Origin of the sequence: Prosthecodimorpha hirschii (assembly GCF_001305515.1) — a bacterium.
Classification (GTDB): domain Bacteria; phylum Pseudomonadota; class Alphaproteobacteria; order Rhizobiales; family Ancalomicrobiaceae; genus Prosthecodimorpha; species Prosthecodimorpha hirschii.
The window spans coordinates 2,050,403-2,066,590 of sequence record NZ_LJYW01000001.1 but is presented as its reverse complement, the minus strand read 5'-3'; the positions used below and the strand labels follow the sequence as shown (position 1 = coordinate 2,066,590).

Below are 16,188 nucleotides of genomic sequence, written 5' to 3'. Positions count from 1 at the left end.
TCAGCCGAACGAGGCGTCGACGAGACCCGGCGCGATCGCCCCGGCACGATGGCTGTTGCCCGATTCGAGCGCGGTCACGACCACCTCGGCGGGCGAGAACAGCATGCCGTCGATGGCGTAGAAGTCGCCGCCGAAGCGGCGGAAGACCTCGCCGAACGGCGCGCCGTAGTCGCGCGAGGTCGAACTCGGCAGGCGTTGGGCGAGATCGCGGGCGTCGTCGTCGGGTCCCTCGACGAAGAGATGCACCGTGCCGCCATAGATGATCGCGTCGTTGGTGCGGCCCATGGCGGTGACGAAATCGGGCGAGGGCGGCGCCAGCGGGGCGATGCCGATGCCGTCGACGATCCGCTCCATCGGGAAGTGCAGGGCATGCACCTTGTGCAGCGCCACTTCGAGCACGCGGCCGACCACCTGGGTCGAGCCGGCGAGGCTCTGGGTCGGGGCGTAGAGGAAGGTCAGCGCGGCCGGATCGAGCCCGGTGCCGTCGGCGACCATGCGCACCACGGCCTCGGTCGGGGCCGTGTCGGTCTCCAGCACCAGGGCGCCGCTCGCCGCCCGGTCCGCATAGGCGATGTCGGCGAAGATGTCCTCCTTGGCGTAGAGCGCGCGCGCCGGGCCGGAGCCGAGCGCGAACCAGCCGTCGTCGGCGAGGCTCCAGCCGGCATACTGGCTGCCGAGGCACGCGACGACCGGGTCGGTCGCGCCGACGCGGATCGCGAAGGGCCAGCGCGGCGTGCTCGGCGACGGCACGATCGCGACCTGGCCGAGCCCGCCCATGCAGATCTCCGTCAGCCGACGCCCGGCCTCGATGCCGCCGCGCCGGGTGGCACCGGCATCGATCAGGCGGCAGCCGAGCGGGCCGGCCAGGACGGCCACGCGCAGGCTGTCCGCCTCCGCCGCCATCGCCTCCACGAGCGGAGCCGCCGACCGGTTCACGCTCGGCTTCGTACCCGTACCCGCCATCGACCTCTTCCCCCTTACGTCGCGCCGCAGTCCGCGCGCAGCCATGCCGAGCGCCGTTCGATCAGGGCGCGGACCGCCCCGACATCCGGCGCTTCGGCGGTCACGGTCGCGATCGGATCTCCCGCCCCGATCGAACCGCCCGAGTCCGGCCTATCGAATACCCAAGCGGGCCACTCGGCAGCGAGCACCGCAGCAATCGGCTTCGTCGCATAGACGATCCCGATGCCCCGGACCATAGCGGAAACGACTTTCATTTCAGGCAAATAGCCGCGGCAGGCCGCGATATGGGCGGCGAGCAGCGGCACTTCGCCGCAATCGAGCACATCGAGCGCGGCACCCGGGCGCGGGTTGATCTCGACCAGCGTCCAGTCTTCGCCGTCCAGAACGGCGTCGAGACTGGCGAGGCCGCGCAGCCCGAAGCGGCGCGCGAGCCGGCGCGCGGTTTCGATCATGCCGGCCTCGACGGTCTCCGGCAGCCGGACCGGGCCGGCCATGCCGCCGAAGCGCCACGGCCGCGCCGGGGTCGGCGCCGCCCATTGCTCCGCGAAGCCGACCGGGCGGATGTCGATGCCGTCCGACAGGAAGCCGAGCGAGACCGACCGGCCGGGCACGAAGGCCTGCGCGTAGCGCCCGCGCGGCAGCGTTCCGGGCCGGCGCGCGGGGCGGACATGCACGCCGCCGGATCCGCCGATGCGCTTGATGAGCCAGTCGCCCGCCTCCGGCACCGTGCGGGCGATCGGCGGATGCGGAATGTCTTCCTGGCGGCAGGCCGCGGCGAGGCTCTGCGGGTCCTTGGCCGCGCGCACGCCCGGACCGGCCGTGCCGAGGAGGCCGTAGCGCGCCGCCAGCCGTTCGATCAGCCGCGGCCGGTCCTCGAAACCGGACCCGAGCACCAGGCCGATCGGCGGGGCGGGGGCCGCGGCCGCCAACCGGTCGAGCGCGGCGACCAGGCCGTCGCGCCGGAAACCTGTCGCCAGGGCCCCCTCGACCGCGATCGCGGCCGGACAGAGCGCGCGGGTATCGCTGTCGGCGAAGAGGTCGGCGACCAGCGGCACGAACCCGGCCCGCCGCGCGGCGGCGGCGAGCGCCCGGCCGGATTGCGCGGCGACCAGCAGGCAGGCGCCGCCGGCCGCCGCTTTTCTCGCCGGATCGGCCTCGGCCGCATCGACCGCCGGCGGGGGCAGGTCCGCGCGCAACGTCCGGTCAGCCGATGAAGGCACGGGCCTCGGCATAGGCATGGCGGAAATCCAGCACCAGCGGTTCGCCGGTGGTGATCATCCGCCGGAACAGCCGGTTCTGCGCCTGATACTTGACGTTGCCGATGGCCAGCGCGCCGAGCCCGACGCCGTCGCCGATGCCGAGCGGCTCGCCGTTGGCGAACACGTCGATGCCGTGGATGCCGGGCGGCGGCACGGCATTGACGTCGCCCGCGACCAGCAGCTTCTTCGCCGCGGCGACCTGGTCGGCATTGAGGATCTGCACGCCGGCCGGGCCGGCGGCGAACAGCACCTCGGCATCGAGGGCCAGTTCGGCATTCTTCTCGGGCGAGGAGCCGTCGGCCGGCTCCACGTCGACGCCGAAGCGGGCCTTCATGTCGGCCGCGATGGCGCCGACCCGCTTGGTGCCGTCATAGCCGACCAGCTTCACCCGCGCGCCCTCGCCGGCGGCGATCACGGCGGCCGAGAAGGCGACCACGCCGGTGCCGCCGTAGATGACCACGGTCTTGTCCTTGAAGCTGGTCTGGAACCGGGTCTCCAGGAGCTTCGCCGCGCAGGCGACCATGCCGGCGGCGGTCGTGAAGGAGCCGGCCGGGTCGGCCATCAGGTTGATCAGGAACGGCGGCACGAGGCTGTCCTCGGCCGTCTTCATCATGTCGAGCGCCGCGATGGCGTTCTTGCCGGCGAAGAAGACGCCCTGGCGCACCGCATCGGCCGGCGAGCGCGAGAAGATCGCGTCCTGGACCAGCCCGCGCACCTCCTCGGGGGTGACCGACGTGTAGGTGGCGATCACGTCGAAGCCGGCATCCGCCGCCATGTTCACGTCGAACGGGCTCATATGCTTGAGCGGCGTCAGCATGTGCAGGATGTTTTTGGACATTTCCCCCGGACTCCTCGCGCCCGCCAGGCGGGCCATCTGCTTCGGCCGATCATTCGGCCTCGATCGCGGCTCCCTGGTTTCTGCCCCTGACGATGAGGAAATTCAAACCGTCCGCGATGCGGTCATTCAGCGCAAGGGCGGCGACGGCGGCCTCGGCTGCGGCTTGCGTGGCGAACAGTGCGAAGCCGGTCGGACCCCAGGAGCTCTGCCCGTATCCGGCGGAACCGGCCTCGGCGAGCGCCGTGAGCGCGGCCGCGACGCGCGGCGAGGTGAAGCGTCCGCCGCCCTGCGCGGGCGCGAAATGGTCGCCGAGCCGGGCCTGGATCTCGGTCACCGCCGCGCCGAAGCCGGCAAGGTCGGCCTCCGCCAGCGACGGCAGCATGCGCATCAGCACGAGCCGGCAGAGATGCGCCGCATCGGCGGCCGGGAAGGTCGGCAGGGTGCGGAAAGCGGCCCGTTCGTCGTCGCCATGGACGCCCTCGGTGGTCTCGTCGAGCACCAGCACGATGCGCCAGGCTTCCGGGATCGGCAGCCGCGCGATGATCGGCGGTGCCGCCGGCCCCGCGCCCTTGCCGCCGTCGAGCACGAAGCCGCCGCCCTCGAAGGCCGCCACGCCGATGCCCGAGCGCGCGCCGCGATCGAGTTCGGCGGCGACGGCGCCCGCGTCGAAGGGCAGGCCGTCGAGCCGTGCCACCCCGGCCGCGATAGCCAGCGCCAGCTGGGTGCCGGAGCCGAATCCGGCATGGGCCGGCATGGTGCCGGCGACGACGAGATCGTGGCCGGGCTTGACGCCGAGCGCCCGGCAGGCGGCGACGAGGTAGCGATGCGCGCGGCCGACCTCGGCGCCCGAGACGGCGGTGACGGCGGCGCGCGCGATGCGGATCATCGCGCAAGGCCGATCGACGGCGAGGCCGATCGAGCCGAAGCGCCGTCCGAGATCGCCGTTCAGATCGAGGAAGCCGATATGCAAGCGCGCGGGAGCGGTCACGCGGACCAGCCCGGGCCGCGTCTGGACGGACACCATCATCGCCCCTAGGTTTCTGCCTTGTCAGGGTCCGACGCGATGTCGGGACCAGTCGACCGGGATTTTGGCCCGTCGAGCCGGAGAGCGCAACGATGAGCGAGCGTCAGACCGAGAAGACCTATACGGACGACGAGGTGCGCGCCCGGCTCGCCGCCGAACTGCCGACCTGGCGTCTGGAAGACGGCTGGATCCGGCGGACCTACCGCACGTCCAGCTGGAAGGGCACCCTGATGGTGATCAACACGGTCGGCCATCTCGCGGAGGCCGCCTGGCACCATCCGGACCTGACCGCCTCCTATGCCTGGGTCGAGGTGCGCCTGATGAACCACGCCGCCAAGGGCATCACCGACAAGGACTTCGCGCTGGCCGCCAAGATCGAGGAGGTCGTGCAGTGGCAGCCGGCCCGCGAGGGCAAGGGGCTGGAGGGCACGCCCGACAAGGATCTGCGCTTCGCCTATATCAAATACGACTGAGCCGGCGCGAAGCCGCGGACCGGTCCGGCGCCTGGCCGGCGCCGGCGCAGGTCCGGACCGCGAAGATCCAGGGCATGATCCCCCCGGTCAGTGGGGGTCATGGTGGATCGCGCCGCCCGGACCGCGCACGGCCGCCGGGGGCCGGACGGCCATGCTCCGAAGCGTCGTCGGCAAACGCCGTGGATCGGTCAGATCCGATAGCCGTCGCGGCCCGCCGGCCCGCAGCGCCAGCGCTCGACCTTCCATTTCGGATGCGACTGGGACCATTCCGCAATGATCGGTTGGGCGCCGATCATGCACTGGATCGGCGCGACTTCCTCGACGCTCACCGACAGGCGCTCCTCGCGGCAATCGCCGGGCGTGGACAGCATGCAAACGGCCAGGATCAGTTCCATGGGGTGTGACCTTCCGTGTCAGGGTCGGGTATCACCCTCTCGGTCGCTCTCTCACCTCTTGCGCCGCCGATCCTCCGGCCCCGCATCGCCGGGATCGCGGGGACCCCTGCGGAACCGACCCGGAAGTCGCGGTCTGTTCGTCCTTCGGTACGGTCCTGCCGCCGGTGTGTTCCGCGGTCCGCCGCACAGTCACAAGTTGGCAAGCCCCGTGCCACGCTCCGTCCCGGAGCCGCCGCCCGGCGAGGCGGTCCGCCCGGATGGGTGCTGGAATTTCAGTGAACGCGCGAAAAGCGCCGATGGCTCAACGGCGATAGCCGGTCTCGAGTCCCCGGCCTCACAATCATGTGATCGCGCCCTTCGGGCGCATGTCGGCTCGTCGACGCCTCGGTCGATCCCCTCGGAAATATTGCAATGCATTCAAAAATTGTGCGCTGCACACTGTTCCGCCGCCCAAATATCAGGCGGTCGGCAGGGAAGTGCCTGCGATCTTTTGTCACGACCGAGATCGGGAGTGACCAATAAGCCGGCAACCCGGAGCCTGCGGCCGCTCTGTCGCCGCCGGAGCCGGTCTTCGTCCGCTCTGCCGCTTCGGGAGTCGGCCTTCGGCCGCCGGCTCGCCCCGAGAGGCCGCACCGTCAATCCGGCACCGCGCCGGGGCACCGTCCGCGCCGGGAAACGGTCCGTGCCGGGCGGGGGTCTTCGTCCGGTCGGAACCCGTTTGCCGTCCGGAAGGAACCGGCCTCAGCCGGCCGCGACCAGGATCTCGCCCTTGCCGAGCGCCGCCATGTCGCCGCGCCAGCGCAGGGCCCGCTCGGGGATCAGCCCGGCGGCCACCGGCACCGTCGTGGCGATGTGGCGGGCCAGAAGCCGCAGGAAGGGCAGTTCGTAGCGGCCGGCCGGCACGAAGGTCGGACCGAGGTCGCCATGCCGCCCGGCGACCAGCGTGCCGCGCTTCATCAGCGTGCCGGGCTCGGCGCCGAGTTCGGCCGTGACGATGGTGCCGCCCGACATGCGCGCGCCGGCATGGGCGCCGGTCCCGGCGATGGCGACCAGGAGGCCGCGGCGCATGCGGTCGCCGGCCCGGTCGCCGACCCGGCCGCTGACCACGATGATGCCGCCGGCCTGGCCCGCCATGGCGCCGGACGCCGCCGTGCCGCCGGTGAAGTCGCCGGCGTCGCCGCCGATGGTCAGGAGCCCGCCGGTCATGCCGGCACCCGCCCGGTGCAGGGCCGATCCGGTCACCCGGATCGCGCCGCCCTTCATGCCGGCGCCGACATCGAGGCCGGCATCGCCGACCACGGTGATCCGGGCCGATCCGGTCAGGCCCGCGCCGATCCGGTCGAGGCGGTCCGAGCCGCCCTCGAACACGATCTCGCCCGGATCGTCGCCGGAGACCTCGAAGAGATCGCCGACGGTCGGGGCGTGTTTCGTGGTGCCGACCACCAGGGCGGCGATCGCCGCGCGGTCGAGGCCGACGAGACCGGCCGGCGTCAGGGCCGAGAGATCGAGCCGCTCGGGAGGGGCGGCACGCAGGCGGAAGACGAGGGCGGCCATCAGATGAGGTCCCTCAGCTTGAAGTGATGACGGCCGAGATTGCCGCCGTAATTGCCGGCTGAGATGCGCAGGATGCCGTGCTCCGGCCCGAACGCGCAGGCGGCGTGCAGGCCGCGCCGCATGGATTCCCGGATCGCCTCGAAGGACAGCCCGTCCATGACCAGTTCCATCACGCAGTCGGTCTCGGCGTCCAGTTCCGAGCCCGGATCGCCGCGCAGCACCGGGCAGAAGGCGTTGTTGGTCGAGGCGATCAACGCCTTGTATTTCGAGCCGACCTTCGAGCCCGAGCGCACGATGCCGCCCGGAAAGGGCAGGATCACGTCGGCGACCGTCGAGGCCGCCGCGACGGCCGCTTCCGATGCCTCCAGCACCTCGGCATGGCTGCGCCCGAGGATCAGCAGGTTGCCGCCGCCGATCGCGCTCTCCGAAAGGCCGGTCGAATGCTCGACCAGGAACTCGCCGTCCATCACCGGCACGCGCCAGTAATGCGTGCCGCCGAGCCGCTTGGAGATCTGGTTGCCGTCGCCGAAGAAGCGCAGGGTGGCGCCGAGCTTCAGCTTCTTGGTGCCGTCGAGGCCCGCGAAACAGGCCGAGCCGGGGCTGGTCAGCACGCATTGCCCGACGCGGTTCTGGATCTGCATCTCCAGGCCCTTGCCGTCGAAGCCGAACATCAGCACCCGAAACCCAGGCCGTCCGTCCGGGGTCTCGTCGGGGGAAAGCTCGCGGTCGATGCCCGCCTCGACCCCGCAGGCGATCACCGAGGTGGCGAAGCCGGTCATGGTGCGGGCGGCGATCTCGGCCCAGCGCGCGGTCGGCGCGGTGATGACGAGGCCGGTCGCGGCCATGTCGAAGGCCTCGGCGAAGCTGTCGTCGATCGTGACGCCGTTGAGGCTCAGTGGCTGCATGGTTCGACCTTGAAGACGTGGCGTTCGCCGAAGGCTTCGTCGGGAACCGCGAAGGCCTTGGCGCCGACGCCGTAGCGGTCGGTCAGATAGGTCTCGACCTCGCGGGTCATGGCGGCGTCGTAGCCGGGTTTCAGCGCATGGGTGCGGCCGAAGATCCAGCCGGTGCAGCGGCCGTCGCGCACGGCGACCCGGCCGTCCTTCAAGACCAGCCGCGCCGCGCGGAACATGGCGGCCCGGTCGGCGAGGTCGTCATAGACGGCGATGTCGGCGACGGCGCCCGGCTTCAGATGGCCGCGATCGGCGAGCCCGAGTAGGCGGGCCGGCGCGGCGCGGGTCATGATCGCCACCTCGTCGAGGGTATATTCCCGCTCCAGCGCGGCGAGGCCGCAGCGCCGCTTCGCCTCTTCGGGCATGCGCGCGATCCAGCGTTCGCGTTCGCCGCGATCCATCAGCAGGTGCAGGATCTCGGGGTAGGACGTGAACGGGCCGCCATTGGGATGGTCGGTGGTCATCAGGCAGCGCCACGGATCGGGCGAGAGCAGGAACAGTTCGAGCCCGATCGCCCATTGCAACTGGTTGACCCAGCTCTTGGCCCGGTAGTCGATCGGCACGATGCCGCCGCCTTCCGCATCGCCGTCGACCAGCGCCCATTTCTTCGGGCTGGCATGGGGGTGGCCGGAATACTGCTTCATGATGTCGAGCGAGATGGTCACGGTCGGCCCGAACATGACCTGCCCGACATCGACCGAAACGTTCGGATGGGCGGCGAGCGCCGCCGCGATGGTCTCGGCGCCCGAGCGGAACAGGCCGGCCGGGTCCTCCTCGTAGGCGTAGAACTGGATATGGGCGAGATGGATCGGCCGCCCCTCGGCGCCCGCCATGGTCGCCCGGACGGTCTCGGTCGCGCCCGGCACGCCGAGATTGTTGCAATGGACGTGGAGCGGATGCGGCACGCCGATCTCGGCCGCCGCGTCGAGCAGCCCGGTCACGATCCGGCGCGAGGTCAGGCCGTAATGCGGCACCTCGTCGTCGAACGAGAAGGCGCGCAGGTTCGACTTGAAGGCCGGCGCGCCGCCGGCATTGATCACCTTGAGGCCGAGGCCGCGCGAGGCGGCGAGCGCGTGGGCGACCGCATCGCGCACCGCGTCGCGGCTTTCCCGTTCGCGCAGCAGCTTCAGGAGCAGGTCGTCGTTGCCGACGACGGTCAGCGCGCCCTTGTCGATGACCGGCAGGTCGGCCAGTTCCAGATGCGTCTGCAGCGCGTGCGTCGGCGCCAGCGCCGGCTCGATCACCGTGGTGAAGCCCATCTCGGCATAGAGCCGGCCGATTTCCCAGCTCGACCAGCGCGCATGGGCGAAGGGCATGCCGTCCGGCGAGGGCGCCTCGTTGACATGCAGCTCGGGCAGCAGGAGCCGCGCCAGCGTGACGTTGCCGCCGGCGATGTGGCTGTGCACGTCGATGGCACCGGCCATCACGATGCGGCCGCGGCAGTCGTGGGTCTCGTCGACCGCCTCGCCGGGTTCGGGGGCGGCGACGATGCGGCCGTCGCGGACGTAAAGGTCGCCGACCGCGTCGAGCCCCTGCACGGGATCGATGACGCGGCCGCCGGCGAGACGGATCAGCATGCCGCGCCTCCCTGGATGATCTGCGCGAGGCGACCGATCACGGCCGCCGCGCGTGGGCGGGCCGACGGCGCGGCCGGCTCCAGATAGCTGAGCCCGTCGCGGCGCGCCTCGTAGAGCGTGCCGCCATGGTCGATGCCGGGCACGCCGACCTCGATCACCACGTCGGCCGCGGCGGCCTGGCCGGGCGGCACCAGCGCGACCGTGCCGGCCGCGGGCAGCCAGTCCGGCAGGCCGGGCGCCAGCGGACCGACCCACAGCACCGCATCGGCCTCGCCGGAGGCGACCAGGCGGCGGCCGTCGAAGCGCCAGTCGTCGCCCTTCGGCACGCCGCGGACCATGCCGAAGCGGCCGGGCAGGCCGACGGTCCACAGCCCGGCCAGCGCCGCGGCCTTGCCGTTGAGCGCCGGCGGCGGGGTCAGCGCGGTGAAGCGCGTGGCGACATTCATGTCCTTGACGAGGCCCTGCGCCAGTTCGATGCCGAGCGCGCCGAGCCCGGCCGGATCGTAGACCAGCACGCCGAAGGCCGCGGCCTTGATCTCGGCCGCCGCCGCGGTGATCGCGGCGAGTGTCGGCCGATCGCCGGTCGGCGCGGTCAGTCCGTGGCCGGCCGCGGCCGCGCGCAGGGCCGCCAGGACCGGGCGCAGATGTGCGGGATCGGCATCGAGATGGCTGACCGCGACGGTGGTCGGCCCGAAATCGACCGCTGGCGCATCGCCGCAGCCGATCAGCAGCACCTTGCGCTGGGTCCGCCAGGGATAGAGCGGGCTTGCCGCCGCCTCGAACAGGCCGACCGCCACCGCATGGGCGAGCGCGGCCGGGCCGGCGACGACGACCAGATCGGCCCGGTGGCGGGCTTCCGCCGGGGTGGTGTTCATCTGGCCCGAATCGGCGAAGGCGCGCATTTCGGCGGCGAGCGCGTCGCCGGCGGCCGGATCGACCGCCGCGCCGGTCAGGTCGGCGAGCGCGAAGGCCGCCCGGATCGCGTCCAGGTCCGCCGCCAGTCCGGCGATCAGGGGCAGCCGCGCCCGGCCGATGAGCGCCGCCGCACGCGCTTCGGCCTCGGACGCCGGCCAGCCGACCGCCGCTTCGCTGATGACCGCCACGATTCCTCCCAAGACATGCCAATGGTGTCAGGCTGCGAAGCAGACTGCCGAGTCTTTGTTCCCGGCAGGTTAGTCCGCTGACCGGCTTCCGCAAAACGTCGCAATGGTCGCCGAGACAACTCGACGCAGGCCCGGCCGGGGATCGGTCGGCCGCAGGCAGCCTCTTCCCTGTCGGGCTCCGTTTCGGCACCTTGGCGCGCCGCGCCCCGCATCGTGGCCGGGATCGCACGCCGGACCGTGGCCGGTCCGTTCCGGCCGCGGGGCCCGCGGTGCGTGGGAAGGGTCCATGAAGCTCAATACCGCCTCGATCCGCTTCCGCATCGCCGCCGTCGCCGGCCTGGCCGCGGCCTCCGCCATCCTGGCCGCGGTCGCGGTGGTCTGGTCGCTGTCGCTCGCCGAGGACCGGATCGCCGGCGCCCTGGCGTCGCAGCGGCGGCTGGATCTGTGGAGCGCGGTCTCGGCGCGCATCTCCGACTACACCTTCGTCGCGCTCGACACCGCCGAGCGCGGCGCCGCCGGCAACCGCCGCATCGAGGAGGCCCGGCGCGGCGTCGACAGCGCCTTCTCGGCCGTCGACAACGCCGTCATCGAGGCGATCGAGACCGCGCCGACCGACGGGCTGAAGGCGGCGAGCGCCAATCGCGGCCGCATGCTGGCCCGGCTGCGGGCCGGCTTCGAGGTGCTCGACCGGCAGATCGGCGAGCGGATGGCCGAGCCGAACGGCGCCGTCGCCGACCAGATTCGCGGCGCGCTGAACGGCTTCGCGGTCACCTTCGCCCCCAACCTGTCGGCCATCATGGACGACGAACGGCGCACCGGCGGGCGCATCCAGGAGGAGATGCGCGCCCTGCGCGGCCGGCTGACCCTGGCGGCGGCCGGGGCGGTCGCGCTGGCCCTGGCGCTCGCCCTGTGGCTGTTCCGGGCGGTCGCCCGTCCGCTCGTCGTCCGTCTGGCCGACCTCGGCCGCGGCGCCGGCGCGATCGGACGCGGCGACCTGCGCGCCCGTCTCTCCGTCACGGGGCGCGACGAACTGAGCCTGGCGCTCGCCGGCTTCAACCGCATGGCCGCCCGGCTCGAACGGCGCGAGGCGCGGGTCGCCGCCGACCGGTCGCGGCTCGAGCAGACCATCGCCGAGCGCACCGCGGATCTGCGCGACGCCAACCAGCGGCTCGCCGCCGTCGACGCCGCCCGGCGGCGCTTCTTCACCGATGTCAGCCATGAGCTGCGCACGCCGCTGACCGTGATCCTCGGCGAATGCGATCTGGCGCTGCGCCGCCCGCTCCGCGAGCCCGGCGACCCGGCCGGCGAGGCGCTGACGACGATCCGCACGCGCGCCCAGCGCCTGCACCGGCGGGTCGAGGACCTGCTGCGCGTCGCCCGCTCGGAAACCGGCGAGATCGACCTGATGATCGCCGACACCCCGGTCGGCGGCTTGATCGGGGAGGCGGCCGAGACGGTGGCGGCGCTGGCCCGGCGCGGCGGCGTCTCGCTCAGCGTCGATCCGGGCGAGGGGCTGGCGGCGCGCGCCGACCGGGACTGGATGCGCCAGGTGACCGAGGGGCTGCTGGCCAATGCCATCCGCCATACCCCGTCCGGCGGCAGCGTCCGCGTCGCCGCGCGCCTGGAGGCCGGCATGGTGGCGATCCAGGTCGCCGATACCGGCGCCGGCATCGCCGAGGCCGACCTGCCGCGCATCTTCGACCGCTTCTATCGCGGCGCCGGATCGGAGGCCGGCAGCGGCTTCGGGATCGGTCTGGCGCTGGCAAAATGGGTGGTCGAGAGGCATAAGGGCAGCATCGCGGTCACCAGCGCGACGGCCGACGGGGTCGACCGGCCCCGCGGCACGACGGTGACGATCAGGCTGCCGGCCGTGGAGCCGGAAGGCGGGAGAACGGCATGACGATCCTGGTGGTCGAAGACGATCCGGACATCGGCTCGCTGTTGCGGCGCGGCCTCGGCGAGGAGGGCTACGCGGTCCACGTCGTCGATACCGGTGCGGCGGCCCTGCCCGAGGCGCGGCGTCTGGCGCCCGAGGCGATCATCCTCGACGTGATGCTGCCCGACCATTCCGGCATCGAGATCTGCCGCAGCCTGCGCGCGGAAGGCTTCGCCATGCCGATCGTGATGCTGTCCGCCAAGGCGGCGATCTCCGAGCGCGCCGAAGGCCTGGAGGCCGGCGCGGACGACTATGTGGTCAAGCCCTTCGCCTTCGGCGAGCTGGTCGCGCGGCTGAAGACCCACATGCTGCGCCGCTCCGACGCGCCGCAATCCGGGCGCTACCTGACGGCGGCACCGCTGACCCTGGATCTCGAGACCCGCATCGCCCGCATCGGCGAGGCCGAGACCCGGCTGACCGAACGGGAAAGCGCGCTCCTGGTGGTGCTGATGCGCGCCGCCGGCCGGCCGGTCGCACGCGGCGACATCTTCGACCAGCTCTGGGCCGACCAGGGCGGCGCCTCGCTCAACGTGGTCGACGTCTATGTCGGCTATCTGCGCCACAAGCTCGGCGAGATCACGCCGCCCGGCCAGCAGCTGATCGTCACCGTCCGCGGCCGCGGCTTCATGTTCAAGGCCGACGGCTAGCCCCCACGCGTCGGCAAGGCATCGCCGTGCCGACATTCCAGTCAGCAGCCGCCGAGGCGGTCGGGGAACCGCCCGGAACCGTCCCCGCGCGGATTCCTCAAGACGCCGAGGCTTTGGTGCCTCCGCACAGTCGGTGGACGGCCGGACGCATCGCGCCTCCGGCCGCCGTCTCACTTCTTGGCGAAGTTGGCGGTGACGGACTTGTCCGTGCTGGCCGTGAAGGTGCAGGTCGTGGCCTTGCCCGTGCAGCCGCCCGACCAGCCCTTGAACTTGGTCTTCTTGCCGACCGTCGCCGTCAGCGTGACCGACGTCCCGGTATTGACCTGCATCGAGCAGGTCGACCCGCAATTGATGCCGGACGGGTTGCTGGTGACGGTGCCGGTGCCGCTGCCGGTCTTGGTGACGGCGACCAGGACCTTGCTGTTCGAGGTGTTGAAGGTCGCGGTGACCGACCGCGCCGCCGACATGGTGACCGTGCAGGTCGACGACGAGCCCGAGCAGGCGCCGCCCCAGGCACTGAAGCTGGAGCCGTTGGCGGCCACGGCGGTCAGCGTCACGCTGGTATTGGTCGTGAAGGTCGACGAGCAGGTCGCGCCGCAGCTGATGCCGGACGGGCTGCTGGTCACCGTGCCGGAGCCGGTGCCGCTCTTGGCGACGGTCAGGGTCTGCGGATCGGAGGCGTTGGTGAAGGTGGCGATCACCGACTTGGCCGCATCGGCGCTGAGCGTGCAGGTGGTCGAGGTCCCGGCGCAGGAGCCGCTCCAGCCGCCGAACACCGAGGCATTGTCGGGGGTGGCGGTCAGCGTGACGCTGGTGGCGTAGGCGAAGGTGGTCGAGCAGGTCGCGCCGCAGTCGATGCCCGACGGGCTGCTGGTGACCGAGCCGGCGCCGGTGCCGTTCTTCGAGACCGAGACGGAGATCTGCGTCGCCACGAAGGTCGCGGTCACCGACTTGGCCGCCGACATGGTCACCGTGCAGGTGGTCGACGAGCCGGAGCAGGCGCCGCCCCAGGTCGAGAAGGTCGCCCCCGTGGAGGCCGCCGCGGTCAGCGTGACGCTGGCATTCTCGGTGAAGTTCGCCGAGCAGGTCGAGCCGCAGTTGATGCCCGAGGGCGAGCTGGTCACCGTGCCGTTGCCGGTCTTGCTCACCGACAGCGCATAGGTGGTCGCCGGGGTCTTGAAGGCCGCCATGGTGGCCGCGCGCTCGTTGTGGACGCGCGCATTGTCGTGGGTCTGGGCGGTGCCGGTGGCGACGCTGTTGTAGGTCAGGTTCGGGTTCGAGAAGCGGCCGATGCGCGGGCAGGACCCGCAGGCATTCACATAGGCCATGATGGTCCGCCAGGAGGTCTGGTAGACATAGCCGTGGCCATAGGCATAGGGCGTCGTCGAACTGTCGACGTAGGGGTCGTGGCGGGCGCCGAAATTATGCCCGATCTCGTGCTCGAAGGAATGGTTGGAGACGGCGCAGTCCCAGTAGACGACGCTATAAGCGGAGGTCGAGGACGAGTTCAGCCAGCCGAGCCCGCAATAGGCCGTGCCGTTGAACATGAAGCTGACCAGGTCGGCGCCGAGCGCCTCGCGCTTGGTGTTGATCGGGCCGAGACCGCCGGTGCCGTTGGTCACGTCGTCGAGCGCGGTGTTGAAGTCCGTGCCGGAATAGGAGGTCTCGATCGTGCCGGCCAGGCGCAGGCGGGCATCGACGCCGCTATCCGAATAGGCCGTGTTGGCCGTGTCGACGGCCAGCTGCGCATAGGCGTCCATGTCGCTGCCATAGGCATTCTTGGCGGCGGTGTTGTAGGCGACCAGGATGTCGATATAGGTCAGCGACCCTTTGGTGGCGGCCTTGGCCTTGGGATCGATGCCGCCATTGCCGCGTGGCAGCGCGCCCGGGGGATGCTCCGGCGGGAAGGCCGAAACGTCGCGTTCGATGATCGCGTGGGTGCCGTTGCCGACCGGGCGGATATCGAAATTGCCGCGGTCGCTGGTGATCGTGCCGGTGATCGCGCCCTTGCGGACGACCAGGATGGCGCGGCCGTCCTTCCCGTCCAGCTTGCCGACCCAGGTCAGGTCGTCGTTGCTGCGCTTCTCGGCCGATTTCAGCGTCAGCTTGCCGATCGCGCTGCCGAAGTCGATCGTGTCGGTCTGGGTGTCGACGGGCAGGCTGGCGCCGGCCTGGAAGTAGCGGACCGACTTCTTGCCTTTCAGTCCGGCCATGGCCGGATCGGCATTGCGGGCCTGCACGGTCGCGGACTCGGCGCTGAGATACCGGACGCTCAGGGCTTTTCCCGAGGGTTCGGCTGCTGTCGCGGTGCCGGCCAGAGCAGCCGCAATGATCAGTCCGAGCATCCATTTCAGCATCGCAAACCGCTCCGGTGGGTCTCGCCCGGTTCTTGGCGGGCGAATCGCGCCAACTTTCATGCAGTTATTAGGTGCAATCTGTAAATCAAGAAACAATCGCGTTCTTCGAAGTGAGCGAAAATTGTCGGCATTCGACGTTTCCGCGCATCGGCGACTGCGTCCGGCGGTTGCGGTGGGGCCCGGGTTGCCGAACCGGACCGCGGCGGCACCCGACACCGTTCTGCGGAGGAATCCAGCGCGGTTCCGTTAGGGAATTCGATCTGGCTCGGCTTCGGAGCCCGACTTGGCTTTTCCTCCGAGCCCGGCTTGGCCTGCCTGGGAAGCCCGGCTCGGTTTCTTCCCGCCGGCCCGGAGGCGCCCGACCGGATGCGGCGGTCACGATTCCGGCATCGGGCGCAAACGGACGGGTCGGCGCTTGCATTTATATTGCGCGCAATATAATAGTGTCGTCCTCAACAACCAAGGAGGCCATCATGGGCATTCAGGCAGTCTACAAGGCGACCGCGACCTCGACCGGCGGACGCGAGGGTCATTCGCGCTCCTCCGACGGCGTGCTCGACGTCAATCTGTCGGTTCCGAAGGACATGGGCGGCCCCGGCGCGGCCGGCGCGACCAATCCGGAGCAGCTGTTCGCCGCCGGCTATTCGGCCTGCTATCTCGGCGCGCTGCGCTTCGTCGCCGGCAAGCAGAAGATCAAGATCGTCGACGAGGCGAGCGTCACCGCGACCGTCGGCATCGGCCAGATCCCGGGCGGCTTCGGTCTCGAGGTCGCGCTGCACGTGTCCCTGCCGGGCATCGAGCGGGCCACCGCCGAGGAGATCGTCGAGGCGGCCCACAAGGTGTGCCCCTATTCGAACGCGACGCGCGGCAACATCGACGTGACGACGACGATCGCCTGATCGCGCACGGCTGCGACATTCCGCTGCGGCGGCCGGCGGCCCATCCCCTGCTACCACTGCCGACCGGACAGGAGGCCTGCGCGAAAGCGTGGGCCTTGCCTGTATTGCGGCCGAAATCCGCGGCGTTCGACTTGATTCTTATGGATTTCTTATTTATTGCAGTGCAGAAATACTAAGATTTCTCTTATTCTATTTTGTTTGACACCGGAT

Annotated in this window: 14 protein-coding genes; 4 read left to right on the top strand and 10 right to left on the bottom strand. The window is 71.1% G+C overall.

The features are described from left to right. Genes mch through ABB55_RS09030 form a run of 4 tightly spaced genes read right to left on the bottom strand, consistent with a single transcriptional unit; the run spans position 1 to position 4,087 of the window. Entirely contained in the window at positions 1-963 is a 963-nt protein-coding gene (gene mch, locus ABB55_RS09045) for a methenyltetrahydromethanopterin cyclohydrolase (protein ID WP_054358522.1), read from the bottom strand. Positions 964-977: 14 nt separating this feature from the next. Continuing rightward, positions 978-2,183 carry an ATP-grasp domain-containing protein gene (locus tag ABB55_RS09040; protein ID WP_244472003.1) on the bottom strand — a complete coding sequence of 402 codons (1,206 nt, stop codon included), beginning with the start codon at positions 2,181-2,183 and terminating at the stop codon, positions 978-980. Continuing rightward, on the bottom strand, positions 2,167-3,060 hold the full coding sequence (locus ABB55_RS09035) for an NAD(P)-dependent methylenetetrahydromethanopterin dehydrogenase (RefSeq protein WP_054358521.1): 894 nt from the start codon (positions 3,058-3,060) through the stop codon (positions 2,167-2,169). The genes ABB55_RS09040 and ABB55_RS09035 overlap by 17 nt, the downstream gene beginning before the upstream one ends. Before the next feature lie 49 nt (positions 3,061-3,109). After that, positions 3,110-4,087: a beta-ribofuranosylaminobenzene 5'-phosphate synthase family protein gene (locus ABB55_RS09030; RefSeq protein ID WP_054358520.1), complete on the bottom strand. Its 978-nt coding sequence runs from the start codon at positions 4,085-4,087 to the stop codon at positions 3,110-3,112. An 89-nt stretch (positions 4,088-4,176) separates the two neighbouring features. Between ABB55_RS09030 and ABB55_RS09025 the strand changes: the two genes are divergently transcribed. Beyond that, a complete protein-coding gene (locus tag ABB55_RS09025) occupies positions 4,177-4,557 on the top strand; it encodes a 4a-hydroxytetrahydrobiopterin dehydratase (protein ID WP_054358519.1) in 381 nt (126 codons plus the stop codon). Positions 4,558-4,745: 188 nt separating this feature from the next. On the opposite strand, the gene ABB55_RS09020 is transcribed toward ABB55_RS09025, so the two are convergent. From ABB55_RS09020 to ABB55_RS09000, 5 genes are all read right to left on the bottom strand, one after another. After that, complete coding sequence (locus tag ABB55_RS09020) at positions 4,746-4,952, bottom strand: hypothetical protein (protein WP_054358518.1); 207 nt, start codon at positions 4,950-4,952, stop codon at positions 4,746-4,748. A 741-nt stretch (positions 4,953-5,693) separates the two neighbouring features. Beyond that, positions 5,694-6,506, bottom strand: coding sequence for a formylmethanofuran dehydrogenase subunit C (locus ABB55_RS09015; RefSeq protein ID WP_054358517.1), 813 nt, complete (start codon positions 6,504-6,506; stop codon positions 5,694-5,696). Then, the gene (gene fhcD / locus ABB55_RS09010; protein ID WP_054358516.1) at positions 6,506-7,411 is read right to left on the bottom strand and encodes a formylmethanofuran--tetrahydromethanopterin N-formyltransferase; all 906 of its coding nucleotides are present in this window, start codon (positions 7,409-7,411) and stop codon (positions 6,506-6,508) included. The genes ABB55_RS09015 and fhcD overlap by 1 nt, the downstream gene beginning before the upstream one ends. Further along, the gene (locus ABB55_RS09005; protein ID WP_054358515.1) at positions 7,399-9,036 is read right to left on the bottom strand and encodes a formylmethanofuran dehydrogenase subunit A; all 1,638 of its coding nucleotides are present in this window, start codon (positions 9,034-9,036) and stop codon (positions 7,399-7,401) included. Before ABB55_RS09005 ends, fhcD begins: the two co-directional genes overlap by 13 nt. Next, positions 9,030-10,139 (bottom strand): molybdopterin-binding domain-containing protein, encoded by a 1,110-nt coding sequence (locus ABB55_RS09000; RefSeq protein WP_054358514.1) that lies wholly within the window; start codon positions 10,137-10,139, stop codon positions 9,030-9,032. The genes ABB55_RS09005 and ABB55_RS09000 overlap by 7 nt, the downstream gene beginning before the upstream one ends. A gap of 286 nt (positions 10,140-10,425) precedes the next feature. On the opposite strand from ABB55_RS09000, the gene ABB55_RS08995 reads away from it, so the two are divergent. Next, positions 10,426-12,039 (top strand): sensor histidine kinase, encoded by a 1,614-nt coding sequence (locus ABB55_RS08995; RefSeq protein WP_054358513.1) that lies wholly within the window; start codon positions 10,426-10,428, stop codon positions 12,037-12,039. Next, positions 12,036-12,722, top strand: a complete 687-nt coding sequence (locus ABB55_RS08990) for a response regulator transcription factor (protein ID WP_054358512.1) — start codon at positions 12,036-12,038, stop codon at positions 12,720-12,722. Before ABB55_RS08995 ends, ABB55_RS08990 begins: the two co-directional genes overlap by 4 nt. Before the next feature lie 170 nt (positions 12,723-12,892). Here ABB55_RS08990 and ABB55_RS08985 read toward each other — a convergent pair whose 3' ends face one another. Continuing rightward, entirely contained in the window at positions 12,893-15,079 is a 2,187-nt protein-coding gene (locus tag ABB55_RS08985) for an InlB B-repeat-containing protein (protein ID WP_054358511.1), read from the bottom strand. A gap of 479 nt (positions 15,080-15,558) precedes the next feature. Here ABB55_RS08985 and ABB55_RS08980 point away from each other — a divergent pair, with 479 nt between their 5' ends. After that, a complete protein-coding gene (locus tag ABB55_RS08980; protein ID WP_315901519.1) occupies positions 15,559-15,978 on the top strand; it encodes an organic hydroperoxide resistance protein in 420 nt (139 codons plus the stop codon). The last annotated feature ends 210 nt before the right edge of the window (positions 15,979-16,188 follow it).